General features: G+C 56.7%; 21 protein-coding genes. 7 read left to right on the top strand and 14 right to left on the bottom strand.

Features of this window, described 5'->3' with window-relative positions:
* Nucleotides 1-185: 185 nt before the first annotated feature.
* From VH599_07330 to VH599_07320, 3 genes are all read right to left on the bottom strand, one after another.
* The gene (locus tag VH599_07330) at nt 186-425 is read right to left on the bottom strand and encodes a hypothetical protein (protein ID HEY7348118.1); all 240 of its coding nucleotides are present in this window, start codon (nt 423-425) and stop codon (nt 186-188) included.
* Nucleotides 426-564: 139 nt separating this feature from the next.
* A complete protein-coding gene (locus VH599_07325) occupies nt 565-723 on the bottom strand; it encodes a hypothetical protein (GenBank protein HEY7348117.1) in 159 nt (52 codons plus the stop codon).
* Nucleotides 724-921: 198 nt separating this feature from the next.
* Nucleotides 922-1,482: a hypothetical protein gene (locus VH599_07320; GenBank protein HEY7348116.1), complete on the bottom strand. Its 561-nt coding sequence runs from the start codon at nt 1,480-1,482 to the stop codon at nt 922-924.
* A gap of 325 nt (nt 1,483-1,807) precedes the next feature.
* Here VH599_07320 and VH599_07315 point away from each other — a divergent pair, with 325 nt between their 5' ends.
* The gene (locus tag VH599_07315) at nt 1,808-2,161 is read left to right on the top strand and encodes a hypothetical protein (GenBank protein HEY7348115.1); all 354 of its coding nucleotides are present in this window, start codon (nt 1,808-1,810) and stop codon (nt 2,159-2,161) included.
* A 442-nt stretch (nt 2,162-2,603) separates the two neighbouring features.
* On the opposite strand, the gene VH599_07310 is transcribed toward VH599_07315, so the two are convergent.
* The 3 genes from VH599_07310 to VH599_07300 are packed head-to-tail and all read right to left on the bottom strand — an operon-like array spanning nt 2,604 to nt 6,643.
* Nucleotides 2,604-4,781 (bottom strand): hypothetical protein, encoded by a 2,178-nt coding sequence (locus tag VH599_07310; protein ID HEY7348114.1) that lies wholly within the window; start codon nt 4,779-4,781, stop codon nt 2,604-2,606.
* Nucleotides 4,778-5,356, bottom strand: a complete 579-nt coding sequence (locus VH599_07305) for a tetratricopeptide repeat protein (GenBank protein ID HEY7348113.1) — start codon at nt 5,354-5,356, stop codon at nt 4,778-4,780. The genes VH599_07310 and VH599_07305 overlap by 4 nt, the downstream gene beginning before the upstream one ends.
* A 51-nt stretch (nt 5,357-5,407) precedes the next feature.
* Nucleotides 5,408-6,643, bottom strand: coding sequence for a cellulase family glycosylhydrolase (locus VH599_07300; protein HEY7348112.1), 1,236 nt, complete (start codon nt 6,641-6,643; stop codon nt 5,408-5,410).
* A gap of 98 nt (nt 6,644-6,741) precedes the next feature.
* Here VH599_07300 and VH599_07295 point away from each other — a divergent pair, with 98 nt between their 5' ends.
* The 4 genes from VH599_07295 (at nt 6,742) to VH599_07280 (ending at nt 9,908) form a co-directional block, all read left to right on the top strand.
* Nucleotides 6,742-7,374: a hypothetical protein gene (locus VH599_07295; GenBank protein HEY7348111.1), complete on the top strand. Its 633-nt coding sequence runs from the start codon at nt 6,742-6,744 to the stop codon at nt 7,372-7,374.
* A gap of 97 nt (nt 7,375-7,471) precedes the next feature.
* Nucleotides 7,472-8,464: a polyprenyl synthetase family protein gene (locus VH599_07290; GenBank protein ID HEY7348110.1), complete on the top strand. Its 993-nt coding sequence runs from the start codon at nt 7,472-7,474 to the stop codon at nt 8,462-8,464.
* Nucleotides 8,465-8,527: 63 nt separating this feature from the next.
* Nucleotides 8,528-8,896: a hypothetical protein gene (locus tag VH599_07285; protein ID HEY7348109.1), complete on the top strand. Its 369-nt coding sequence runs from the start codon at nt 8,528-8,530 to the stop codon at nt 8,894-8,896.
* Nucleotides 8,897-9,416: 520 nt separating this feature from the next.
* A complete protein-coding gene (locus tag VH599_07280) occupies nt 9,417-9,908 on the top strand; it encodes a hypothetical protein (protein ID HEY7348108.1) in 492 nt (163 codons plus the stop codon).
* Between the two features lie 62 nt (nt 9,909-9,970).
* Here the strand turns inward: VH599_07280 and VH599_07275 are convergent, their stop codons facing one another.
* The 6 genes from VH599_07275 to VH599_07250 form a co-directional block, all read right to left on the bottom strand.
* Complete coding sequence (locus tag VH599_07275; GenBank protein HEY7348107.1) at nt 9,971-14,089, bottom strand: hypothetical protein; 4,119 nt, start codon at nt 14,087-14,089, stop codon at nt 9,971-9,973.
* A gap of 1,353 nt (nt 14,090-15,442) precedes the next feature.
* The gene (locus VH599_07270) at nt 15,443-16,879 is read right to left on the bottom strand and encodes a type IV secretory system conjugative DNA transfer family protein (GenBank protein ID HEY7348106.1); all 1,437 of its coding nucleotides are present in this window, start codon (nt 16,877-16,879) and stop codon (nt 15,443-15,445) included.
* On the bottom strand, nt 16,873-17,277 hold the full coding sequence (locus tag VH599_07265) for a hypothetical protein (protein HEY7348105.1): 405 nt from the start codon (nt 17,275-17,277) through the stop codon (nt 16,873-16,875). Before VH599_07265 ends, VH599_07270 begins: the two co-directional genes overlap by 7 nt.
* 98 nt (nt 17,278-17,375) lie before the next feature.
* Nucleotides 17,376-17,975, bottom strand: a complete 600-nt coding sequence (locus VH599_07260; GenBank protein HEY7348104.1) for a hypothetical protein — start codon at nt 17,973-17,975, stop codon at nt 17,376-17,378.
* A 914-nt stretch (nt 17,976-18,889) separates the two neighbouring features.
* Nucleotides 18,890-19,252 carry a hypothetical protein gene (locus VH599_07255; protein HEY7348103.1) on the bottom strand — a complete coding sequence of 121 codons (363 nt, stop codon included), beginning with the start codon at nt 19,250-19,252 and terminating at the stop codon, nt 18,890-18,892.
* Entirely contained in the window at nt 19,239-20,000 is a 762-nt protein-coding gene (locus VH599_07250) for a ParA family protein (protein ID HEY7348102.1), read from the bottom strand. Before VH599_07250 ends, VH599_07255 begins: the two co-directional genes overlap by 14 nt.
* Before the next feature lie 718 nt (nt 20,001-20,718).
* On the opposite strand from VH599_07250, the gene VH599_07245 reads away from it, so the two are divergent.
* Nucleotides 20,719-21,294, top strand: coding sequence for a hypothetical protein (locus VH599_07245; GenBank protein ID HEY7348101.1), 576 nt, complete (start codon nt 20,719-20,721; stop codon nt 21,292-21,294).
* Nucleotides 21,295-21,475: 181 nt separating this feature from the next.
* Here the strand turns inward: VH599_07245 and VH599_07240 are convergent, their stop codons facing one another.
* Together VH599_07240 and VH599_07235 are read right to left on the bottom strand one after the other, a co-directional pair.
* Complete coding sequence (locus VH599_07240) at nt 21,476-21,682, bottom strand: hypothetical protein (GenBank protein HEY7348100.1); 207 nt, start codon at nt 21,680-21,682, stop codon at nt 21,476-21,478.
* A gap of 208 nt (nt 21,683-21,890) precedes the next feature.
* Nucleotides 21,891-22,109, bottom strand: a complete 219-nt coding sequence (locus VH599_07235) for a hypothetical protein (protein HEY7348099.1) — start codon at nt 22,107-22,109, stop codon at nt 21,891-21,893.
* Nucleotides 22,110-22,816: 707 nt separating this feature from the next.
* Between VH599_07235 and VH599_07230 the strand changes: the two genes are divergently transcribed.
* Nucleotides 22,817-24,769 carry a hypothetical protein gene (locus tag VH599_07230; GenBank protein HEY7348098.1) on the top strand — a complete coding sequence of 651 codons (1,953 nt, stop codon included), beginning with the start codon at nt 22,817-22,819 and terminating at the stop codon, nt 24,767-24,769.
* Nucleotide 24,770 lies beyond the last annotated feature (1 nt).

Genomic DNA, 24,770 nt, shown 5'->3' with positions numbered 1-24,770 from the left:
GCCTGCCAGCCGCTTAGCCGCGCCGCCGCGGCTGTTAAGCAGTCGGCAGCGGGCCTGTGTGCTAAGCGGTTAGCATAATGATGGGTGACAGAGGTGGCGGGGCTGCTCAGCGGGCTGGGCATGGCGGGCGGGCGCGGTGGTCGTTTCGGCTATCAAGCGGGAAATAAGGCAGGCGAATAGAGGCGCTACTCAAGCTCGCTAGGGTCTGGGGCGGCGGGGTCGTAGTCGTCTTCCTGTGGCGATTCAAACAGCCCGTCAAGCTCGCTGCGCGGGCCAATCTGTACTATGTTGTCGCCAGGGTGCCAGGCCAGCCCTGGTATACGGCACTCTTGGTATTCGCGTGGTGCCTCGTCAACGATCTGGGCTTGCTTCACGGCGCGCAGCAGGGCGTAGGCTGCGGTCTGCCTCCGTACCTCAACCGACACCCCTTCTAGGTGCTAGTCGGTGCTTGTGATTTCATAGGGCATTGTTACCATTCTCCTTTCTCGATGTGCATCATCCGATGGCGCGGCCAGCCGAGCGCTTGAAAAATCTTGCCACACACAGGACATACATGGAGCGCCATTAGGCTGTCTCCTTTTCTAAATCTCTATCGCCGTGAATGTTTTGCAGTACAACCGCCAGGGCGCGCAGTACCTCAAACTCTGCAATTTCGCCGTCGCTGTAGAGTACCTGGACCGTTCCATAGTCTTCACCGATATGGGGTACAGATATAAGAGCCATTGTCGTATCTCCTGCTCAAAATTGGTGACCGTCCTGCGTTGCCAGCCGGTGTCGGTGATTGCCTCGCTTGACATACAGGGGCCGCCATATTATTATTCTGCTTGGTTGGGTGATCGTATACCGGCCTTAGCGCATTAAACTAAATTGTTTTACGTTGATGATTTAGCGGGGGGTTCGCGCCCCCCGTCGCGCTAACTTCTACCAGCTTGAACTGTAGTAGTCGCCCGGTTTTTGCAGCGCTTTCTCTAGGATTTCCTTGGTAAGCTGCAAATCTTCAATGTAGAACTGATCGTAGTTGGTGCTTCCGAAAAAGAAACCGTCCGATGTTGGCAAGAGTTCCTTTGCTACCGTCGGGCCTTTTATGAGCTTTCCGGGCTGCCTGATAGGTGTCCCATTCCCATCTTTGAAGCTGTGGCCGTTTACAATCTCACCTTCGACAAGCTCAGAAGCGCCCAGCACTTTGTTTACGATGTCTAGTAGCGCCTGTATCTGCTCCTCGCTAACGCAGTATTGCTTGCAGTCGTCGTTATCGCGTTGCACGTTCACGACAAACCAGCGGTGAATAGCGTTAGCCTTGCGCCAGTATCCGGCGTCTTCAATGAGGTAGGTGATTTTCTCCGAGTCAATGTCTGTTTCCGGCACTGGCTTGCCGCCTCGTGTAACCGTGATCGTGTGTCGGTCTTTCGGCGGCGTGTGTTCCCAATTTTCTACGATGATGGCGAGTTCAGAGGTATAGCGCTGCGGGGGTGTCGCCCTCATGGTTTGCCTTTAGGGCACACGAGCCGTCTCGTATTTGCTGCTGCCCGTCTCGCGTCATCGCGGGGGGTCGGCCACCCTCAAATGCCCATAACGGTGGCCTGATACCCCCGCCTCACTGTACTAAAACTCACCAATGTCTACAAGTTTTGGGACGTAGCTTTTGGCACGGATTTTGGGGCTGATGCTGCCCCTCTGCCGCCCGGCCAGCCGGTGTTATATAATACTGCTCGGTTGCCAATTGTATTATACTCCGATGGTCTTCAGAGCCTAGCGGTTTAAGCTGACATATAGGGGCCGCTCATAGACGGCAAGTAGGGGTTTGCCTATGGTTGGAGCAAAAAGTTGGAATGCTATACTTACGGGTATGACTCAGCCGCCTGAAGCTATCGCCGCTATTCTCCATGAAGCGAACGAGCAAACCAATATTTACGCGGGGGCGGCCTACCACCTAGAGTCCCGTCACCTGCCCTTTACCCTTGCAAGCCCCGGCGATTGGCTGGCCTGGCTCTTGCATGATGCCAGCTTGCAGGAACAGATGGCGCAGGCCGAAACCAACGATTTTGATAGGGATGCTGCTCTGGAAGACGCTACACTGATGCGGCACTATGCAGCCGCCCTCGTGTTGCAAGGCGTAGTGCCTACGCCTCTTGATTGGGATGCTGGTGATGGCAGCAGGTAACTCCAACATCTTTTGTCCCTGTAGGAAATTAGGCAATGCGTTCAAGCTCAGCAGTTCGCAGAGTCGCATTCAAGCCAACCTGCTACAATGAAGTAGGTATGAAGTCAGATCAACCAGTACACCAGGGGCAAGCAGGGTTCAGTATTGTAGTGGTTTTGCTGGGTGTAGTTGTCATCGTAAGTCTTCTCAGCATCGGTGGTTTCCTCGTCTTTAGGCATTGGCAACGAACTCACCCTACGAATGATTGCCCCGTTCCGGGCTTTACAGCCGACACATGCAGCAAAGATCACCAGATTCATTGCCCGCCTGGCGAAAGCGGGCCGGTTCTGACGTGTCAACGTGTCTGCTACAGCTTTTGCAATTGAGGTACAATCACTGCCATGTATAACCAGGGGAGCTTTGGCGCGGGCAAGTATGCGACAAGTGAATAGCTGCTCTCCCTCTACAGTACCGGCGGCAAGGCGGTGATCGCATCGTATCTGTCGCTCGGTGGCCCGCTGTTGCGCGGCAGCCACAATTCCGGCGTGTAGTTGAAGACTTCGGCGGCGTGGTTGGAGTCTACTGAGTCGGTGCTTGTCGCCTGGCCTAGCGACCCAGTAGTGCGCATAAACTGTACCTGCTCAGCCACAAACGCCCCATTCACCACCAGCTTTGTGTTACAAGCGCTGTAGTAGCCTGCCGAGGTCGGGTCAGCGGGCGCGCGTAGACCGGTGGCGCACGTGTAGATGACCCCGCCGCCAGTGCTATCCGGCTCAGCGATATACAGCCCATCCAACTGTGTGACGCTGCTCCCGATATAGATATTGCCGCCGACGACCACCAGCTTAAAATACGGGATAGCGCTGACGCTTGTCCATCCGTTAGTGCTGGCATAGGCAATGTCGCCGCTGATAAAAACATCGGCATCTTTGATGAAGCGAATATCCTGAGTACCGGCGGCAACGGTCGTGGCGCCAATGGTCGTATCAACCGTCTGCGGCGTGACTGTCAGATCGCTCGTGAAGTCGCAGTCCTCATCGCTGGCGCCGAAATAGCCGCCGAACAGTCCTTGCGCCGGATTGAGTTTCGTCCCATCGGGCGGTGTGTAGTCGTTGGCGAAGGACAAGCCGGTAGGCGGCGTATTTGACGAACCTTGCGCAGAGGCGAAGTCTTCAATCTGCGCTAAGGCTTCGACGGCGTATTGCGCTCCGGCGCCGGAAAAATCAGTGCTGTGATTGTTCCAACTGAAGATGCCCGCGTTCGGGTTGGTCGCGCAGCTACTCGCAGTGCCGCTATAGGTCGGGCTGGCGCCCACAGCCACATCACCGCCGTAGACACTGAGGTACGGCAAATAGGCAACTGTAAACGAACCCTGGCAGGTCTTACTGGCCGCGCCCGCGAGCAATGTCCAACTCGCCCCGAAGACGCCTGCGCTGTTCGTGGGACCAAGGCCGCTAAACGTCGCGCTCGATACGCCAGCGGCGCCGACGGCGGACTGCGTACCAGTAAAACGGTAGGCCGCACCGGCTGGCGGGGTGATCGTGAGGGTGATGGTGGCGCCTGGCGGGGCCGCACCGACATTATTTGTCACACTCACTATCACAGCGAAGCTCATATACGGGTCAACCTGGCTTGGCGTCACTGCCAGGTTGCCGCAGCTAAGTGCCACGCAGGGCACGCTCGTCTGAGCGGTGAACACCGAGTACGCCCCGGTGCCGACTGGCCCTGTGTCCTTGACACGTAGCTGCACCGTCCGGGCAGCATAGGGGTCCGTTGCGGATTGCGGGATGGTCACTTGTGCCGGGCCGGGTGAACTCACTGCTGCGCCCGGCCAGCCGTTGCCCAAGACCGTCACGAAACCAGTGGTCGGAGCATCCGGGTCACTCAGCGTCACCGTTGCCACCTGCTGCTGCGTTGCATTACAGGTGACGCTGATACTGCCAGTCGGGGGATTGTCCGTAGGAATTTTCTTGAGGGATAATTCGACATTGCCGCAGCCGCGCCCGATGTCGAAACTGCCACCTGCCCAATGGAATACGATCACCGGCGTGCCGAAGGTAAAGCCATACGGGCAAATCGTCGTATGGAACGCATCATCACCGATATTGGTAAAGTAGGCGCTGTTTACCGTCGGGGGGTAGCCGTTCAGGCCGCAAAACTCGTCATACGATGGCGTCCATTTCCAATTGACCCCATACGATGCCCCGCCTGGCGCGCTGGCGTAGTGGTTGACAAGCTGCACCCAGGTGGCGAAGTTACTCCGGGCATAGGCCAACCCCGCGTTGCCGCCGCCACGCCCACCCCAGCCAGTCTGGTCAAGCATGGTATCAATGATGAAAGCAGCGCCAATTCGGGTCTGGAAATCACCTGAGTACAAATCCCCCTTGATGATGCTGGCAAAATTGGCAGCATTCGTCACCTTGTTGAGCGCCGGAGGCGGCAGGACATTATCAAGCAGATTAACGTTCGTCGTTGTGCCGTTGCCGCCATAAAAGTAGCCGTGACACGGCGCAACGCCGAACTCCGCCGGCGCATTGCAGGGAAACGCCGCCGCCGCGACGTGTTGCCCGGCCAGCGCCAGCCAGACGCCGCCTGCGAGCAGGCCGAGAACCGCGCCGAACAGTACCTTACTGCCGCTCATAGGCCCCCGCCTGCCTCCAGCACGGCAATGGCCTTCTGGTACTGCTGTGCTTGGCTCTGCATGTTCGGGTCCGGCGATTGTTGCAGCAGTTGCACCAGTTGTTGCATCGTGCTGATCGCCTGGGATGTCTGTCCATTGGCATAGTAGGCGCTGCTGAGTTGCGCCAGCACGGCAACCTTTGATGCACTATCAGTAGCAATGGCGTCCTGGTACGCTGCTATCGCTTGGTCCGGCTGCTGATTATTGAGGTACGCTACCCCAAGATCGGCGTAGGCGATGGCTTTGTCGTGTTGCGTGGTGGCCTTCCTCAGTTCCGCCTGGGCGTCTTTCACCCCCTGCTCAGGGTGTATAAGGGCGCTGTTCGGGTCTTGCGCGGCGCGCGCTTGATGATGCGGCGCGCTCGGCTGCGGCGGGCGTATAACCCGCAGGGTGACGACTCCCCCAGCAATAAGGACGATCAGCACGCCAACGGCCAGCCCGGCGCGGCGCCAGTACCTTGTACTCCAGTGGCGCCCCTGTACTGCATCGCTGGTCACGATGCTATCTGACGCCTGCGCCCTGCCGTACCCTCTCATGTCTTCCCTACTATAGCAAAACCACAAGCGCGCGGTGAATAGCCGATAATTTTAGAGAGGTTTCGAGTAGGTGTTGAAGTAATTTACCAGGAGTTGCCCGGCCCCTTGGGCGTTGGCGTCCATATTGGGGAACGCGACACTTGGGCAGGTGTAGGGAGGTTGGTCAAAGCCGGTGGGGTCCGTAAAGTTCCAGCCGCGAATTAAGGTGCCTGGGTAGAGGGCGTAGCCGATAAGGCCGATATGCTTTTGCTGGAGATAGGTCAGGAAGGTCGGGACGGTAGCCGCTGCGCCTGGGTAGCATTCCGCGTCGGTGGCGGTTTGATACTCACTCCATTCATCAGCCACGACCGGGAAATTTCCTGATGCGGCGGCCTTGCCGAACCAGTTATCCCACTGCGCAACTGTCCCATGCTGGGCGCTACTGATGTAGGGGTGAATGGCGTAGACAATGTTGCTCCCTTTTAGCAGGTGCTTCGGCAAGAGAGCAATATCTTCGCCAGCCGCCAGGCCGTCGGCAAAGATGAGGTTTGACGGGGCGTTGCTCCTGATCGTATCCACCAACTGCTGCATGCCAACATAGGTTGTCCCCTTGACTGTGCCGCCATTCTGCCAGAAGTTCCAGACCTGATCGGAGTCCGTGTCGCTGAACAGCAAAGAGGCTGTCGGCTCATTGAACAGATCGAACATCACTTGCGGACGGTTGGCATAGCGCTTGGAGATGAAATCCCAAAACTTGACACTATCAGCCGTAGGCGCTCGCTGCTGGCTCGTCGCCTCGTACTGCAAGACCAGGATGATGTTCATATTTTGCTGCGTCGCCCAAGTAACGATTTGGTCTACGCGGGCCATATACGCGCTGTCATAAGGAGCTTGGTCAAAGACGTTCACCGAGGCGAGTTGCAACGAGACCGTATTGGAGTGCCAGGTATTCTTTGCAGCGGCAACCATATCAGAGGTGATGTACGAGCTTTTATTCGTACTCCAGTTCGTCACGGCCATAGTGATGCCGCCAAGCTGCATCCCGTAGGGTGTAAACGCGGTTTTCCCGTTCAAGAGAATCTGTTTTCCTGAGACGGTATACCCGGTAACGGGCGGCGGCGATACCAGGGCAAAGGCGTTGAAGAGGACACGGTAGCCAATAAATCCAACAAGCAGGGCAACCACCAGGCCGCCCAGGATACGGAACGGACCGTAACCGAGTTGAGAAGAAAGCCGTTTCGGCAGGATTTGAAAACGTGATCTTTTAGAGGAAGACGTTGCACGTGACCGTCGTAGTCGTTTTGCCATAACATCCTTGCATAAATATATTATTGCTATACTTATTCATACTATAACTATACTTTTAGGTATGCAACATAAGCAGCGTTTGAATCGAGCCTGCTCCTATGGTACCTAGCACGGAACACAACGCTCACCGCATGCTGCTATTCCTGGGGCCGTCGTGGCTGAGCGGGCTGGTAAGCGCCGTCGTGCCGGTGTTGTGGACAGGCGGGGCCATCGTTCTAGACAGTCGGGGGTCAGCCTTATATCAGGGGCTTACCGGCATCAGCCAGGTGAAGATAAACACTCCCCTTGGGTACCTGGCGCTCAGCAGGTGGGCAGCGCATAGCGTCTTTCTCAACAGCATGCCACTGTTCATCTTTTGGGCGGTGGTCGGCTGCGCGGTCTACCTCTTTGCAGTGGAACTGCTCAAGGTGTTTACGGGTGCTGTAGACCTTGAACACCGGCTACACTACGTCCATGCCGACGCGCGGCATATGCTGCTTGACGCGCTGGTGCGCCTCGTGATACGGCTCTTGGACGCAGCAAGTATCTGTGCGCTGGTCTTGTATGTCCTGCGCTCCCTGCTGCCATTCAGCCTGGCCGACGCACGAAGCGTTGCCAGCCACCCCGCGCCTGGAACTGCCAGTATGGCAGCGATTGACACCGCGCTGCTGGCCGCAAGCCTGATGCTCCTAACTGCGCTGCTCCGGCTCTTTGCGTTTCGGACCCGCTTGTTTGATACACCAGTGTACTAGAGCAGTTGCCGGTTCTTACAGCGGGGCATCAAAACATCGAGCTACATTCAAAATTCTGCGCACAAAGAGTTCCCGCAATAATTGCTATACTCAGACAATGAGCAATGGCCCAGGCTTTACCCTGCCCGGTAGGGGTTTACTACCGGAGTCCTTTCGGCAGAGCAAGGAATACAAGCGCTATACCAGTAGACACTTTCTGGGGAGCTTCAGGGCTTTTATTGACGAAGTTGCCTGTTTCGGGGGTGGGGTACTAGACCCGGCGCAAAAGAGCCACCTAAACGAAGTAGCTCAGTCCGTAGTAGACACACGAGGCAGGGGGATAGAAGCCTGGCTTACCCTTCAGGCATATCGGCAATGCCTCAAGCGGCCAGAAACCCCCGCGCACCTTACCGTTGTTACGGAACTCGCAGTAGCCTACTATGCTAAATTCGCCGCATATGAAACCCTGGATGATCTGCCCGCCTTCGATAACGACCCCACGCGGAGAAATGCCCTCTCGATCTGGAAAAAATACGGCGAGGAAACCGCAATCCTGTTTGCTCATGTGTTGTCTGCCTACGTCAATCGCACGATTCTTAACCTGGCGTTAGACCAACCAATAAAACTACAGCTATTAGGGGAGCTTTGCCTAGTTGATACGCAGACCCTCATAGGCGAGAGTATTCATCTGGGAGCAGAAGACGTAGCCCTGCCTGATGCTATCAACATAACCTTGCAGGCACACGCTCTAAAAGCATCCAGTTTCGGCGCACATATAATGGCGACGGCAGCGCTGGCTGCTCAGGCCCCAGAGGAAGTAGCGACCATGCGGAAGCTAGGCTACGCTATGGCAGCATGCGGGCAGATTGTGAACGATGCCGACTATGGCGCAGTCGAACACGACCGCGAGACAAACGCCCCTAACATGATAACGGCTGCGGGATGGAAAGGAGCCGAGGAGATATTTAGGAAATACAAATCTCTAGCCGAGGAGATTCTTGACAGGTATGAGCAGCCGAATAAACATCTCCGTAAACGCCTAACTGAATATGAGCAGTTGCTTACCGAGCGGGCCGCCAAGCAAGGCCACAGTGCGATCACCGTTCTCTGAAGCTTGACAGCAGGCCGGCGGTGTTGTATGATGTGCCCCGTCTAGTAAGCTTCGGGAGAAGTCATGGAAGGCCCACAACACACTGCGCTACCGGTATGGGCAAGCGTTGAAGATCAACGGTACCCAGTGCGAGAAGTATTTAATTTCTTCAATGAAGGGCGCGAACTCAGCGTGCCGGTTTATATCGGTCAGGCAGCCCTTGCGGCCAGCCGCCCAGATACGGACCCAACGGGCGTCGCGCATGTAACCATCGCTCAATCCCCTCTGCAACCAGGATGGCATCCTTATGATTACGATGCTGGCAGCGTCCTGACAGATGCGCATGAGATGGTTGATGGGCATTTCAAACCTGATGAGTTTGTAGTACAAGCTCTCAGAGTAAAGAGACAGGTTGAAAAGGGCGAAGATCGAAGACAGCGCGCCGCGCAATAGGCGGGCAACGAGTACCTGAAGCGCATGAGAGTACGGCTGGCGCTGCTACTCAATTAGGCTATTTTTGGGCAACGCACCGAAAAGGTAAAATAAGCACTTAGCCCATCTGCTTGTCCAAACACCGCGCTAATTACCCAATAATAGAAGCTGTCAGCTTCACTCGCCGTACTCACTTGGTTGCCATACGTGACGGTGAAGCTCCCGGCAGCGCTGCTGCGTCCGTTAATGTTTCGGGTCCGCCTGTTTGGCACCTGAGAACTAGCGCGGGTGCTAGGTATTGACAAGCAGGCGGTGATATGCTATCATCGGGTTTATGAATCACACGCATAATACCTACTCTCCCCCGTTTGCAGAGCGACCTAAGCCCCCAAAGACGCACGAGCGGGCGATCAAATGGCTTGGTGATCTAGCCCGCCGTGCTACTACCAATCGGGCAGACCGAACCATAGAGAAAAATGCCATGGCCCCCTGGACAGCCGCGCTAGCCAACGAACTTGACGGAGCCATATGGAGCGCTAGGTTGCGCCTCGACACAGCAAACACCTACTGGCAACGTCGCCGCGATGGCCTCTCGGACGGCTTTGACGAGCGCTCCTTGAAGCCCTGGGAATCGCAGCCCTCACCAGCAGACCTCGATACCACCGCGCTGCAAAGCGAATTGTGGCTGGCCCAAAAAGCCAGGCAGGCGGTAAAGCAAGGAAAAGGCGACAACAATAAATGGGTAGGCCGATGGACTGCTCACCAGATTGAAGCGACAGACCGCGACTTACGGGCGATAGGTAACGTTCTTGACAACCCGCATGAGCTTCGGGCGGCAGCTGAGGCGCATGGCATCAACCCCATGTTCACAGATTACAAAGATCAAGTTATGGCATACGAAGCAGACCTGCACATGCAAGCGTTAGAACTGTTTGATAGAGTCGTTAGCCTTGAGCGTCGGCAGGAGTCGTTCAACAACCCGGTGACTCCATCGGGGATGATGGGTTCTCCAGAGAGCCAGCGCAACGTTTAGGCGCACGCGGCGTAATCGAGATACATCCCCGCAGCTACGCGCGCAGCACGGTGCTTACGCTGTTATTCGACCACCCAGTAGTAAAAGCTATCCGCTTCGCTAGGCGTGCTCACGGCGTTACCGTACTTGACCGTGAAGCTGCCCGCAGCGCTCGCCGAGACATAGATTTGCCGGGCGGCGGCGCTCGCAGAACTTTGTGGCGATACGACGATTGATTTCGGCGCTGCCCCATACGCCTTGTTAAACGTTATCACGGTGTCACAAGTGGTACCTGTCGGGTTGCCATTGGTGATAGTAAACGAGCCAGCGCTATCCGTTGATCCGGCGGCCATTGATGAAGACGGGCTGGTCCCGCAGTTGCTTGGCGTACCGATGGTCGGCGCCGTCGTTTGCGTTGACTTGAAGTGCGCATTGCTCAGCGTCAGTGTGGCAAAGCTGCTGCCGCTGCCCGCGACCGTCACCACCAAGCCTGACGTGTCAACGGTGAGGAGGCTGGTGCCAGCAGCAGTTTGGACTTGGAACTGGGTGGTTGAAGTTCCTTGGGTATATACTGTCCCGCTGCTGGTCACTTGCAGCCCACCATACAGTATATAGTAGTGCGCGCCGGAGATGGTGTAACTGACGTTGGGCGACACGGTGATATGGGTCGCATCGGTAAAACTGGAGACTGTGCCTTTGTAGGTCGCGGTTGTCGTAGAGTTGCTGGCGATAAAGATTTCACTGCCGACCAGGGCTGCGGTGAACGTGGTGCCGCTGCCCGTAACACTGCCGGAACTGGCGGTGGTCGAGACGGTGCCGGTATTGTACTGCGTTGGCTCGACGCTGAAGAAGTTCGTTGGGTTCGGCGTGCCGATGCCGACACTGGCTTGATCGGCCCCCTGCCCGCCCAGGATGACGCAGCTAGAACAGGTCGCCTGCGCATACCTGCCGAGCAACGTTGCAGAGGAGATGGTGCTGAGCGTTTGGAAGTCCGTTTGACTGCCGTTGGTGCCAGCCAGGCCGCCGAGGCCGGTGACGCCTAACCCTGTAGTGATGTCGTCGAGCGCCTCGTACCCGATGGCCGTATTGCCCCCCCCAGTGGTATTGGCATCTAGCGCGAAGGCCCCCAGCGAGGTGTTATTATTGCCGTTGGTGTTCACCTTTAGCCCCTGGAGACCTATCGCCGTGTTGAGGTTGCCGGTCGTATTATCCAGCAGCGCCAGCGCACCGATCCCGGTGTTGCTGATACCCGACGTATTTGCCGACAGCGCTTGCAGGCCGAACGCGGTATTTTTAGTGCCAACATTCGCTTGCAGGCTTTGGTAGCCGATGCCCAGGCTGCCATTGGCGGTCGTCCCGACCCGAAACTCTGCGGCTACCGTGCCGGTTGAGTCGTTCAAGACAAGCGGTGCCGTCTGGTTGCTCATCTGCTTCACTGAAACGCTGCTGACCGTCCCATCGAAGCTGTTGGTCGGCGTGAAAATCAGGTTGCCGGTGCCGGTCGTGGTGATGTAGTCGGTTTCAGTGGTATTGCTTGAGACGGCGCTGCCTGAGACGCCGCCGATGCTAGCTGTCACTGAGCCGCCCGTCATGCCGCTGACGGTGTAGGTGACTTTATATACGGCGCCTGCCGTGATCGTCATGGCCGGGCTGGCAGATAGCTGCCCAGCGCCGCCGCCGTTCGTGTGGGTGGCTGTCGCACTGGACCCGGTACCAGCAATGCCCGTCCAGCCGCCAGCCGAGCTAAAGCTATATGCTGCCGTGAAGAGTTCAGACCCGGCAGCGGCCGTATCGTTGGCGTTGGTGACAATCACCTGGCGATCCGCGCTATCCACCGTCAGGATGGTGTCGCTGCTCGCATCCTGCACCTTGAAGGCACTCGTCGAGTTGTTGGTGAGGGTCTGCACGATCACACCCGCGCCTGCCTGGTTGACATCCAGCGCAATATTGCCGGTCCCAGCTTGGATGGTGGTCGCGCTGGCATTCGCCAGGCTGCCGAGCGTGACAACCGCCTTGCCGGTGCCGGCGCCGGTCCCGCTGCCGATGGCGATTGTCTGGGTATTCCCGGTCGCCGTATTCGCGGCCCCAATGCTGATGGTGTTGCTAGCGGTGGATTGGCCGAGGGTCGTCTGGCCGGTGGTGCCCGCTGCGCCAATGGTATAGGTCGTACCCGCTGCGCCCGTCAGGCTGAAGTTGCCGGTCCCGGCTTGCAGGGTGAGCGACGACGCCCCATTGGTATTACCGATGGTGATTTGGTCTTTGCCGGTCCCAGTTGCCGCATCGCCGATGTTGATATTCTGCGTTTTGCCATTGGCTACGGTCGCGTGCCCGATATTGATGGTCTGGCCTGCGGTGGAGTTACCGAACGTCAGGTTGCCGGTCATATTGTTGACGCCGACAGTCAATGTGCTGCCAGCGGTACCAGGCTGAATCGCAAGGGAACCGCTGGCCGTCAGGACTGTTGACGTACCGAGTGAGACGTTGCCGCTGCCACCCTGGATGGTCAAATCACCAGCCGTTGTACTCCAGGTGCTGGCGGCATTGCCGGTGATGGTCAGGGCGGTGCTGGCAGCGGATTGGAGTAGTGGTGTCTGGACGGCGGTACTGAAGTGACCGTAACCGTTCACGTCAAGCGTATATTGTGGGGTACTGTTGTTGATGCCAATATTGCCATCGCTTGCTATGTGCAGCTTGTCTTCAAGTAGATCAGATGACGAGCCACCAGCAGTGGCCGGGTTTATCGCTACACCAATCTGAGCCGACGGCGCACCGCACCCCATAGGCCCCCAACTCATCGTTACAGGTAGCGTCGTACCTTCTGCCTCCGACCCGGCAGACGGTTCGCCGCTGCCGTTCGACCAGTCTGTTGTTTGACCAGAGCCAGGCGAAGAAGGAATACAAGAGGTATGCGTCACACCGTCAATGACCAACTGCCTGGTACTGGAGGTAGAGACGCTGAGGGATATGCTCGTGGATGCAAAGTTACTGTTGTACGCCGTTACCGCAGTCCCAAGCGGCGTCGTCTGGTTTACATTGTAGTAGGTTACAGCAGCAACGGTCGTTTGCGAACTACCGGACAGATTGACTACCACCGTGTGCGATCCGGCGGTGGTGGTGCCTAACGGCAGGTACCACATTTCGGCGTTACAGTCGTTGTTGGTCCCTTCGTTGCAAGACTGTGCAGTAAGCTTCGTCAGGTTGGTTCCGTCATAGGTGGCCGAGTTGACGTGCGGACCACCAAAGTTCCATTTGATACCCACATACACGACCAGGAGCATGTTGGGATGGGCACCGATAGTGTCCGTCCATGAGAGTGATGAGCTGTTCGCATTCGTTGACGACTGAGCGTCAAACGTCACATTTGGCCCGGTACCGCTGGCCGTTCTGAAGATAATATCTCCTGAGCCACCAGAACCGGTGCCATTGCTGGCATCGAAGGTCAGGTTAGCGCCCGCTGCGTCGGTTCCGCTGGCCGCGCCGCCGCGCACGGTCAAGGCGCTTGGGGTGCCGTCGTTGCCCAGCACAAGAGCGGTGTTGCTGCTGTCTACCGTGAATAACCCGGCTCCGGCTGCGTTCTGCACCTGGAACGCAGTAGCGCTATCGTGGCCGCTGGTTGGCTTTACCAGGGCCGTGCCATTGATCGTCGTGAGAATGTTGCTGCCGGTGTTGCCCAGACTGATGCTGGTCGCGTTGGTGTTGCCGATGTTCAGCGCGCCGCTGCTGGCAGTATCAACGGTGCTGGCTTGGAGCGTGCCTGCTATGCCAGTCCCGCTGATATTAAAGTTTCCTGTCTGGGCGCTGCCTGGTGTACTGCCCTGAAGCTGGACGTAGCCACTACCGCCGCTGGCCGGGGCAAAGCCGCAGGCGGTCGCATTCTGCAAGCACACCGTACCCGAAGCGTCCGGCAGGACAATAGAGTCTGTGGCCGTTGGTGCCGTGAAGCTGAGCGTTGCTATATTGCTGCCGCTGGTAACGCCAAGCTGCCCGGCCTGGAACGCATACGGCGTTGCGGTCAGCAGCAGGCGCGGGTTCATCTCCCCATCCCAGCTAGGCGCACCGCCTGTGCCGCCAATATTCATAGTGAGCCATAGCTGCTGGTTCCAGTTGATGCTGCCGAATGAGGTGACGCTGCCGAGGTTGACGGTCAGGTAGCCGTTCGCAACGTGGACTTGATTACCCCCCGTTCTTGTTTCAGTCCACAAGCAGTCTGCATCACCCGTGCAGGAGCCTTGCGAGGAACCGCTAGAGCTACTGGCATCGTACAGCTTGAACTCAACATTATAGTCGCCATCAGCGGCGATAGCACCAGATGATGTCTCTAGCCTGGCCTGAAAATTGATCGTGCTGCTGGTTGCCGCTGTCGCGGACTGAGGGAATAGCAGGGAGGAGAGAAACAAACAGGCAAGAACAATAGATAGCCCCGGCACATACTTGGCGAGCGCGGGGCTTATGAGCATCTTGGTTTTAGCAGTGTTTGTATCCAAAGCTTTGTTTTATGTTTATGTCTTTGGCCCAGGAATGGGCCTGTGTCAATTTTCCCAGCGTTTCTGGGTCCGGACAAGAACAAATTCGGAGATAAAGTGCAGTCGCTATGTGAAGCTCACCAACAAAATATCCAGCTAAAAATCCGTTGCGTGCGATACAACGCCTGGAAGCGGCGCACGAGCAACATATCCGGCCAAAAATCCGTTGCGTGCGATACAACGTTTTACGCCACACAGGAAAAGGGTTGTATTTAGGACTACATCTCACTCTGCCGCCTGATTGGTATCATCAGTTATCCACAGCCGACCGACAATTCCTGACAAAATCAGGCCCATACTGCCGTCCCAAAACGGTCAAGCATCAATCATAAAGCGGTGCCCTGGTCTAGCGGTCGGGGCCAATGCAAGCACCTCCATTTATAGGGCAGACTATTGACGGCAAGCATACAGTATTAGCTGGCATGCTTAATAGATTTAAGCAGCACTTTGGCCGAGAACAGCTCGCCAGTATTCGTCAAGAAGCACCTGGCGCTGTGCAAACGGGGAACGCGCACCACAATATACCCCTAAGCTTTTAAAGCAACCTGGTGACACGACTGTTAGAGGCCAGGGCGCACCGACCTATATAACCTTAGGGTTGCCAGACACTGACCTTGCATCGGCCACGATGAGCAAGCGGTTAGCCATGCGTGCTTGGGAGACGGAAAACAACGGTACCGTATGACAGGCCAGTACCCGAGATGACTCTGAGCGGAGGGCCAGGTTGCCGCCAGACGGAGGCCCTTACTCGATTGGCCGACGGGACTCTCCTCTTTTCTCTGAGGAAGAACGCAACACACGCCGCGGCGTTGCACAGGCGAGCGTACCTGGATGGCTGCTACCGAACGGCAGCTTTACATTACCCAAGTATGCAGGCACGGAACCTCCGTTTGGGCACCAGAGGCAGCAGTGCTTGCCTAAACCCATGCCCTGTCAGAACAGCCATCGTATGCGCAAGCGTATCAGTCGGCGCTGCCTCCCCTAGAGCGCGCGTAGGTCCGTTCTTCCCCTTGATTGCAGCCCATCCGGCGTCTACCCGTCAGGGTCTATGTACACAGGTTGGTTCATTCCCCGCATCATAGGCAGATCGGCAATGTCCGCAAGAGTGGGTAGTTTCGGTGGAGGTACAGATAGCCGCTTCTGTAGTAAGGGGTATTGCCGCCAGTCCATGCGCTCTAGCTTGATCGGCGGCAACGCCCGGTGAAAGCCGATAACCTCATGGTCTTTGTACCGCAAGAACTCCTGGGCGCTCAGCAGTGGTACGGCCTGCTCTGATCGTCCCTCGCTGGCGTGGCCGCCCTGCTGTTCGGTGGTATGGCGGGCATACGCTGATCGTCTACCGCAACGTTCTTCTACATAGCGAGCAGTGGCTACATCGGTGGGCCGGTAGTAAAGCTGGCTCTCCATATTGTCTCTGAGCACCTGGGCGCGGGCCTTGCCGTATACCACCTCTAGCTGTGAGAGGGATTGCACCGCCAGCCATATGCTGATACCGCGGCCCACTACCGTCGTAGCGTGGTCGGCCAACGAGGGTATAGCCGTTCTTCCGCCTTCATCGATCAGCAACAGGACCGGCTGGCAGCCGCTTCCCGCTCGCTGGTCATAGGTCGTGATTAACTCATCTATAAGAGACCCCCATAAGAGCCGGACCAGTGGCGATAGGGCCAGCAGGTTTTGCTCTTTCCAGCGCAGATACACCGTAACCGGCTTCTTGTCGGTCATAATCTGTTCAGCAGTAACGTCTGTCCGTGCCAGCGACCGTACAACCGTCTCCGTAAGCAGCGGGCGCATCCTGGCCGTGAGGGTTCCCCAGGCCGACAGCAAAAAGCGGTCGGTAAGATGAGCCTGCTCCAGGCGCACATCAAGAAACAGGGTCGCCAGGTCTGGGGATACTGTCTGCAACCGCTCCGCACAAGCGGCCAGACCTGAGCGAAGCAGCGCCCTGGCATATGGCAGGGCGGCTACTCCTTCCTGCTTGGCCGCGGCAAAGATACACATCAGCATCGTCGTGGCTCGCTGCGTAAAGATCGGCTCCCGTTCCTCGGTCTGGTACAGCAAGTGCGCGGCGCTGGCGTAGAGGGCGTCTTCGGTGGTCTTCCCTTGTAAGGGGTCGTAGGCGTGCCCGGCTCCGGTGGGGTCAAGCACATAGACCGGCCCGAGCAGGTTGCGGAATCCAGCAGTCTGAGCAAAGAGGTCGCCCCTGATGTCATTGACGATCACGCTGTGATGCCAGGTGAGCAGTTGGCTGACCGCCAGGAGCCCCTTCCCGCCTCTGGTGGGGGCAACGATCAAAAGATTACCGATCTCCGGGCGCTGCTTTGATCTCCTGACCGTCACGGACGGCTTGCCAAAGAGAAACAGCCGCCTTGTTCCGAGCAGCACCCCATCAGGAATAAATGAGTCAGACAGCAAGTGCCAGAGTTCGCGGGTGTGGGCAAAACGTGCCCGATGGAGTACCTGCTCTACCATGACAACTCTTCCTGCACACGTTCCCGTTCCTTGCGGGCCAGCGCAAGCTGTTGGACCTGCTCCAGCGCTGCTTCTGTAGCCGCCTCGCGTAGACGGTCAAGGTCTTGCTTCTGTAGGCGCTCCGGCAGGATGGCAAGCGCGTGGACGTGCCGATGCCCGGCATGGTCGGCGTGTATTGCGCCTACCCATTGCAAGGGACGCTGGAAACGAGCTTCCAGGCTCTGGATGGTGCGCTCAGTGATATCTCTGAGCGAGAGTTCTCTGTCTCTATCCTCGCCACACGGGTCCGGGCTGATAACCAGGCGAAAGAAGTAGCAGCCCTGGTCGGCCTGGTCGATCATGGCGTATACTTCCTGCCGCTGCACTTTTCCATCCGCATTAAACAGGGTTCTCTGCATCTTGGCGCGCTCCCTGCCGGGACGGCTTTCAATATAGCGGACTGCATCCTTTGCAATCCCGCCCTGCCGGGTATAACTGGCCTTCACAACGGTCATTGTTACTCTTGAGTGGCTTCGGCGCTCCGCTCCAGCCAGCGCTCTACCTCGCGTATCAGGCTTTCTAATTGGGGCGTCACGCGGGTGATATTGCGGCGCGCGGTGTCGCTTGAACCGTCAAGGATTTGTTCCAGCACAGCCTGGGTAACGCCCTGCTGCCGGGCTAGGATGTTCGTAGCTATGGCGCGGGTCTGCTCGCTCTCAAACATGCTTCTGACGAGCAGTGTGGCTATCCGGCTGCTGTACGCTCGCATGTGGGTGGCGATAGCCCGCTCGATAATGGGCTGCAATAGGCCCGCGTGCTGCATGTGTAGGCGTTGTGCCAGCCACTCCTCAAGCGCGGCGGCTCCGGTGCGCGACAGGCTCAAGCCTTCGGCGTCGGCGATGCGCTGAAGCTCCCGCTTCACGCCCCGCTTGACCCAGAGCATGACGTACTCGGTCTGCCGTTTGGGGTGCGAACGCGCCGGTTTTTTATGTGTTACAGAGAACGTCTTGGGTGCGCGTTCGCGCTCATCTGCGTTCTTATCTTGCCTTCCGCTCCGCAGGATTATTTCTTCATCTGCTGGCACATGATGCCAGTTGTCGTTCGCATCGTTTTGCATGGTGGCCTATGGCTTTGTCGTCTCTAGCGCGTTGGGGTGATGCGCGGGAAGTATCAGAGCCGCTTTATGGCTCTTCCGGTCACGGTCGTAGGCTGTCATTATACAGCCCGCTCGCAAGGCATGCAGTGGTTTAGCTTGCCCGCGAATTACTTTACACCTCTGGCGAGGTGCCGCGTAAAAAACGCTGCCGACGGTGTGGCATGAATAGTAGGCTAGAAAGGAATATACAAGACTGATGGGAAGGCCAGAAAGAAGCGGTAATCAATGCCCTGCTGGTCTGCCTGGACGCTTCTGATCGTTCAGGGCGTGGTGTCCAAACCTCGGCCAGTGGCTCAGTGCCTCGCATAAGCCTGGCTGGTCAACCGTAGAGCTACTGATAGTATCAGCGGAAATGTGGCTGAGGTCGTAGCCAGCCGCCTTCAGTCGTTGGTCTGCATGTGTAGCGTTTGGTCCTGGGAGAGACGTGGGCGTAGCCTATCAGCATAGCTGTTCTCTCACCTAAAACAGCGCCAGTTGCCCGGTCTTCAGCCGTTTCCGCAAGTAATGAGTATTGAGGGCAGCCTTATACAGCACCCTGGTTACGTGGTACACCTCGTCAATTTGTTTTTCCTGGGGTACTCTGCCGTACTCGCTGTAGAGCGCCAAAGCTACTTTGGCTTTTAGGACTCTACGCCGCTGCTCTGCTCGTGTCATCGCTCCCTCGCGGGGGCCGGCCACCCAAATGCCCAGAAGGTAGCCTGCGCCCCTGCTTACTGTATCAATACCCCAGATACAAACAAGTGCGGTGGAATGGTTTTTACGTATAGCAGGTTTGTTACGATCAACGTAAGGTAAGCCTCCAGAGGTCATATAAGGAGGGCCAATCCTGCTTGTATCTCATAGGTGAGGAACCATAGTTCATGTCCAGAGCGGACCTATGGTGCCATTCTTCCCCTGACTTTGGCGAGCCAGTCATCTAGCGCTTCCCGAACCATCGCGCTCTGGCTGCCAATCCCTCCCTGCTTCTGGTCTTCAATAGAGCGCTGCCGAAGCGCCTCAATCTGATCTTCATAGATGTCGAAGGGGTGCCGCTTTTTAATCTTTCGCTTCGGCTCAGCGGCGGATGTCAGGGGTACCCTGGTACTCTGGTCCTCTGGTCCTGGAGTCCCCTGCTCTTTGGCAGCAATTTTGGGCTGTACCGGCCTCGGCTTCTCTATAGCCGGGAAGTCGGCCATCGAAGACTTGAGGCTATGCTCTTTAGCGTTCGGGTCAAAATCACTGGTTCTAGGCTGCTTCATTGCTGCTGTCGATTAACCAATCCGCAAACAGGTCATAAGCAATTGCACCAGGGTGGGATGGGTCTAACATACCGATTGGTGTCTTCTCGTCATAGGAACGCGAGAAGATGGTGGCATGAGGTATCTTGAAATTCAGCACGTTTTCGCGCCAGATTTTCCGGGCATTCTCGACGATAGCCGGTGAATGACTGGTCGTCGCCCGGTACATGGTAAACAGGATGCGTAGCTCCTGATGGCCCAGAGCGAACTTTGACCACATGATCTTCTGGACATGCGATATAAGGTCTGCTACGCCGTCTACTGCCATGCGTTCGGCAGAGGCTGGTATAACAATCAGGTCGGCGGCGGCCAGACCGTTAAACGCCAGCATAGCCTTGCCAGGCGGCGTATCAATCAGGATGAAGTCATACTCTTGCTTCAACGGATTTAGCATACCTGAGAGCTTTTGCTCCTCACCAGGCTCCAGCGCTTCTTCAATGGCTGCAAGCAGGTAGTGGGATGGCAAGACATCGATGCCGAACTTAGTATGTCTGATCGCAGCCTGGGCGGACTTCGCCCCAAGAAAGACATCGTAGAGACTGGGGGTTGCCTCTGGGTCAAGATCAAGATACCGTGTCGCTGACGCCTGCTGGTCAAGGTCAACCAACAAAACGCGCTTCCCTTTCTTCCTCAGCGCGGCGGCTGTGCTGACAGTGGAGGTGGTCTTCCCTGTCCCGCCTTTGAATATCGAGAAGCTAACCACCTTCATTGCTGGCCGCCTCTGATAAGCTTATCGTATGATTCTAATGGAATGCGCCACTGCCCTGCACTACCAACTCTGGTTGCCCCTTTCACGCGGCCTTTCTTGAGCCAGCGGCTGACCGTGGCCCGGTCTACCCTCAATAGTTTTGCGACCTCGGATGCGTTGAGATACGCCTTCATAACGGTAAGCTTAATGCAGCAGCAAGCGTACTGTCAATGCTATTTTGTTGCACCTGCTGCATATGTAGGGGTACCCTAGTCCCTTGGTTCTATGGTACTAGAGTACCCTCGTACGATAGTTCTCTGGAACTAGGGTGCTCCGGCGCCGTGGTTCCACGGTACGCCCGTACTAGGGGACCAGGGGACGGGACGTACTGTGGTACGGGAGTACTGTAGTACGGCTAGACAGGGTAAAAACGCTGGCTGTATGATACTAGCAACCTAGCAGTAACAAGACGTCGCAGTTTTGTAGGCTGTTAGGTGAACAACCGGGGTAAGAGGCAGGCCGCTGTAAGGTATTGACCGAGAAAGCGGGCAGTGCTAAAATTGTCTTGCGACGTTTTGTTACTGCAAATCTTATAAAACCTTAAGCCCCGACTAGGGGCTTTTATTTTGCCCTCGGAATCGGCCGCAGTCCGCGCGGGCAACGCCGATCCATACAAACCTAACCAGGCACAGCAAAGCCGCTCCTGGGCTATTCTGCGTGCCCTAAAAAAGGGATTTTGATGAGTACCATACAACTAAGTGAGGCGCTGCAAGGCAGATACGGCGCACGGGTGAGTCAGCGACAAAAATGCAACGAAGCTTCTATAGAAGATACTGTTAGTACAGTTACTAACAACACTTCTATAGAACTTCCGCAGGAAATTGATGATCTGATTGACAACAAAATGTACCGCAACAAGTTCAAGAAGCTCGTCAGGGAAGGGCATACACGTGATCTTCTCGAATTAGCCGCCATTGCTCGGACCAAAGACAAGCCGAGCCATTGGTTTGCGAGAGCGACGAAAACGACAGCCGCACCGGGGCAGGAAGGTACGCCGACCAACTGGGAACGGGCACTGAAGTATCTGGCGAAGCTCCGACAGGTGGCCCAGACCGCTGAACGTGTCGCCAAGCGGATTGGCACCAAAGTCAACAGCTTCATCTACAAGCAGATTTGGAAAGGTGTCAATGTCGAGCGGTGGGCTATCACCGCCGAAGAAGTTAAGCATGATAAGCCAGGGCAGGGAAGGGCGAAGCACTTTGCCTGGCTGTGCATCAATGAGCGGCAGTTAGCCGCCGAAACTGTGAAGTATTAGCAGAACTTTTCCCTATGAACCAATGCGACGGCAGGAGCGATGTACAGTACGATGCTGCGTCGCACACCACGGCGTACCCTATGGCCTTTCGACATGGCAGGCGCTGACCACCGCCGAAGCAACCGGGTGCCGTAAATATACGCGCCGATTTGTTCCTGACTGCTTCGTGATCTTCCTAATATCACTCAGCAGGCGCAGCCGTCAATTCTTGGGGTTGGTCCGCCAAAATCTCCTCGATCATTGCTGGCGATAGCTTACCAGCCACATACTGGCGCAATGCTTCGCCGACCGCCTCACCTAAGTTCCTGTCTTTCAGTTCGGTATATTTCGTGAAGAGGTAACGCACCTCTTCCGGTACGCCGTAGATTTCCCAACCGTGTTTTGCCATAGCGATTCTCCGTTATAAGGTGAGCAGTTTTGTGCCATGCTCAGGGCAACACTATCGCTCCAGTCGCCTACTGCTTAGGAGTAAGCGTTTTCGCTATGGTCTTCCATACCGGGCTTTGCAGATTAACAGTTCTTCCCTGATTTTTCTTTGTCATTGCTCCCTTTTCCTCCTTAACGTGGATTAGCCGGATAACGCTCCGGCCAGGCGGTTAGTGCCTCGTCTTGACGATGTGCACCCGTTCGAGCGGCTCACGAACAATCACCGTTTTGTTATATGTCCGGTGAATGATTGGCCGCATCTTCGGCCCGTGCCGCCGGTACTTGGCTTTGCCGAATACAAGGTCTATCAAAACGAGTTCGACGCTTGCGGCAACGCCGCTTATAGACTTTTCAAGCACATCCGCAACCTTGCGTAGTATCTTGTCCATGTCGGTTTCCTATGTTAAAGTGCTTAGTAGGTTATTTTGGATAGCTCGCCAGCGTGCCACCGCTGGCCTTTTTATGTTCCTTCGCCGTGTTCGATGTTTCTCTCCTTGCTTACCTCTCACAGTATACCGGTATATACCGGCATCAGTCAAGCAGTATTACCCCTGATAACTCTGTGATATTCACAACGTAACGACCCATCGCCGGTATTTTGTGAAATACATACGAATTGCATCCAAATTGACCAAAATCTGCGTCTAAAATCTTGACTATAGGCGCAAACATTGGGTAACATTTCTATAGATCAGTCTCATGTAGACAAAACCTCGTAGGCGTCCTCGTAGTTCCGCTGGCACTAGCTCGAATGAAAGGACACCCAAAATGACCAAAGGGCAAGCCTTGGCCGTTGCGCTGGTATGTACCGGCGCAATGTTGTTCATGTTGTGCGTGCTCGCCAAAGTCTGGGGGTGTTGGCTCCCCCTCGCGCTCCCCGCCGCTGTGTGTTGGGGTATCTGGTACTACAAGTGGCGGCGCGACGTGCGTCTGTCCACCCAGGTGCAAACGGACGTCACCAGCACGTTCGTCACGCCTCAGGCAGCGCCGCCGATCTCCAGCACTGGCAGTACCCGTTTGTTTATCCCAGCCCCGCTCGAAGATCGTCAGCCCCGTTAGTCGTCTCCTAGCCACCTCTTGAAAGGAAGTGGTGCCTGTGCCGTTCGTATCGCATAGCTACCTGGAGTACCTGCCAGCCGCAGATAGAACCTCCTTCCGCCGCCGTCACCTCAAGCTCGGCGACCATCCCGAAACCCGCGACGAGCTGCTCATCCCAGACGGCGACCGCTACGCCGGAACCTATGTGCTCGGTGTGCAGGGGGTGGGGAAGTCCGGCCTGTTAGAGAACCTGATTGCCCAGGACGCCGCCGCTGGCCGGGCGGCTATCGTCATAGACCCGCATGGCGACCTGACGAAAAACTGTATCGCGCAGCTTCCATCCGCTTGCTTGGAACGTGCCTACCTGCTGGATATGGAGGATGAGGAGGCTCCCTTCGGCGTCAATGTGTTTGCCCATGCCAAGCTGACCACCTCGCTCGCGCAGGCGCAGGCCGTTGACCGGCTGATGCACATTTTTGAAGTGCTATGGCCGGAGGTGCTCTCGCAGCAGAACCTGCCGCGCTACGTGCGTGCCGCCACGCTGGTACTCTTAGCCAACCCTGGCGCAACGCTGGTGGACATGCACACCTTCCTGCTGGATGAGCACTTCCGCGCCCGCTTGCTAGCGCAAGTCACCGACTCAACGATCAAGCAGTTTTGGGCGACCCAGTACGATAACCTCTCAGACACAGAGCAGAACCGCCGCGTGCAGCCGCTCATTAACCGCCTGGAAGCGTTGTTTTTGGGCCGGACGCTGGTCCGCAACATCGTCGGGCAGAGCAAGACGACGGTGAATTGGCGCAAGGCTATCGAGGGCCGTGAGATTGTGTTTGTGCGCCTGCCAGTTAAGACGCTCACCCAAGATGCGCGCTTGCTGGGGACGGTGATTATCGCCCAACTGCACGCGGCGTTGTTCAGTTTTGCGGATATACCCGAAGCGCAGCGACCGGGGTTCAGCCTGTATGTTGATGAGTTCCAGCACTTTGCGACGCCCGACTTCGCCGAACTTTTCACTGAAGGCAGGAAATTTTCTATCCGCACCCATGTGGCACATCAGTACCGCGGTCAGTTACCGGAGTTCTTGCAGCAGTCCACCATGACCGCGCGCACCAAGATATGCTTCCAAACGACCCCGGAAGACGGGCGCGAAATGGCGCATGTGTATCCGAGCCAGGAAACGACCATCAAGCCCGAAGACATTGACCCGCACGTCACCGAAACATTGCTCATGCGGGCCAGCGATTATGGCATAGTTGCCGAATGCTTTGTTGACGGTTTCCTGCAACCGCTCCAACGCTACCGGCGCGGGCGCGGCAAGACCGAGATCGTCAACCCTGGTTTCGATCTGCGCCGGACGATTATTGACATACAAAGCAGCGGTGAAACGGTCGGGCAGGCGATTATCGTGGACGACCCGACGTACTTCTTAGACCGCCTGCTGTATGACGTGATGCGTACCGGGAACTGGCTCCTGCCGATACCCTACGAAATCCCGCGCGGTTTTGCGAATTCTGGCAAGGGCTTTTTTGCAGCCGCACGCGGCGCGAAAGACTGGGAGCTAGGCCCGGAAATGATGGACCGCTTCCCGGCTCACCTTGTTGTCAGGACTGCCGAGGGTGATCAGCGATGGACCCGCGAGCCAGAAAACGGCAAGGAGACGTTTTACTTCTTCTTGTACTGTTTGCGGTCGCTCATGAACCAACTGGCCGAAGAACCGATAGGCAAGGAGACCAGGACCAAACCGGCGGATATTGCCCAAATGCTCAGCAATCTCCCGAAACGCGCGGCTTTCGTGCGCTCCGGCGAAGATATTGGGGTTATCTACACCAGCGCCACGCCTGCGCCCGTCGGACCTGCTGAGGCTGGTACCCGGCTGCAAACCATCCGCCAGCAGACCAGGGCGAAGTACTGCCACCCGCGCGAGGATGTCGAGCAAGCCTTACTCCATGATGAGGTGCTGCCGATCAGTCATGGCGAAGGCGTGCCTATCAGCCGCTGGGAGCAGGTGTAAG

The sequence above is a fragment of the Ktedonobacterales bacterium genome (assembly GCA_036557285.1).
In the GTDB taxonomy this organism is placed as follows: Bacteria; Chloroflexota; Ktedonobacteria; order Ktedonobacterales; family DATBGS01; genus DATBHW01.
This window is presented reverse-complemented; position numbering and strand designations above follow the sequence as displayed.

What these genes read in the sequence shown, in the direction of transcription:
- VH599_07325 (HEY7348117.1), bottom strand. Translation starts at nt 723, where the DNA reads ATGGCTCTTATATCTGTACCCCATATCGGTGAAGACTATGGAACGGTC.
- VH599_07315 (HEY7348115.1), top strand. Translation starts at nt 1,808, where the DNA reads ATGGTTGGAGCAAAAAGTTGGAATGCTATACTTACGGGTATGACTCAG.
- VH599_07235 (HEY7348099.1), bottom strand. Translation starts at nt 22,109, where the DNA reads ATGGACAAGATACTACGCAAGGTTGCGGATGTGCTTGAAAAGTCTATA.
- VH599_07255 (HEY7348103.1), bottom strand. Translation starts at nt 19,252, where the DNA reads ATGAAGCAGCCTAGAACCAGTGATTTTGACCCGAACGCTAAAGAGCAT.
- VH599_07320 (HEY7348116.1), bottom strand. Translation starts at nt 1,482, where the DNA reads ATGAGGGCGACACCCCCGCAGCGCTATACCTCTGAACTCGCCATCATC.
- VH599_07310 (HEY7348114.1), bottom strand. Translation starts at nt 4,781, where the DNA reads ATGAGCGGCAGTAAGGTACTGTTCGGCGCGGTTCTCGGCCTGCTCGCA.
- VH599_07260 (HEY7348104.1), bottom strand. Translation starts at nt 17,975, where the DNA reads ATGCAAAACGATGCGAACGACAACTGGCATCATGTGCCAGCAGATGAA.
- VH599_07300 (HEY7348112.1), bottom strand. Translation starts at nt 6,643, where the DNA reads ATGGCAAAACGACTACGACGGTCACGTGCAACGTCTTCCTCTAAAAGA.
- VH599_07295 (HEY7348111.1), top strand. Translation starts at nt 6,742, where the DNA reads ATGGTACCTAGCACGGAACACAACGCTCACCGCATGCTGCTATTCCTG.
- VH599_07270 (HEY7348106.1), bottom strand. Translation starts at nt 16,879, where the DNA reads ATGGTAGAGCAGGTACTCCATCGGGCACGTTTTGCCCACACCCGCGAA.
- VH599_07250 (HEY7348102.1), bottom strand. Translation starts at nt 20,000, where the DNA reads ATGAAGGTGGTTAGCTTCTCGATATTCAAAGGCGGGACAGGGAAGACC.
- VH599_07290 (HEY7348110.1), top strand. Translation starts at nt 7,472, where the DNA reads ATGAGCAATGGCCCAGGCTTTACCCTGCCCGGTAGGGGTTTACTACCG.
- VH599_07240 (HEY7348100.1), bottom strand. Translation starts at nt 21,682, where the DNA reads ATGGCAAAACACGGTTGGGAAATCTACGGCGTACCGGAAGAGGTGCGT.
- VH599_07265 (HEY7348105.1), bottom strand. Translation starts at nt 17,277, where the DNA reads ATGCAGAGAACCCTGTTTAATGCGGATGGAAAAGTGCAGCGGCAGGAA.
- VH599_07245 (HEY7348101.1), top strand. Translation starts at nt 20,719, where the DNA reads ATGAGTACCATACAACTAAGTGAGGCGCTGCAAGGCAGATACGGCGCA.
- VH599_07285 (HEY7348109.1), top strand. Translation starts at nt 8,528, where the DNA reads ATGGAAGGCCCACAACACACTGCGCTACCGGTATGGGCAAGCGTTGAA.
- VH599_07305 (HEY7348113.1), bottom strand. Translation starts at nt 5,356, where the DNA reads ATGAGAGGGTACGGCAGGGCGCAGGCGTCAGATAGCATCGTGACCAGC.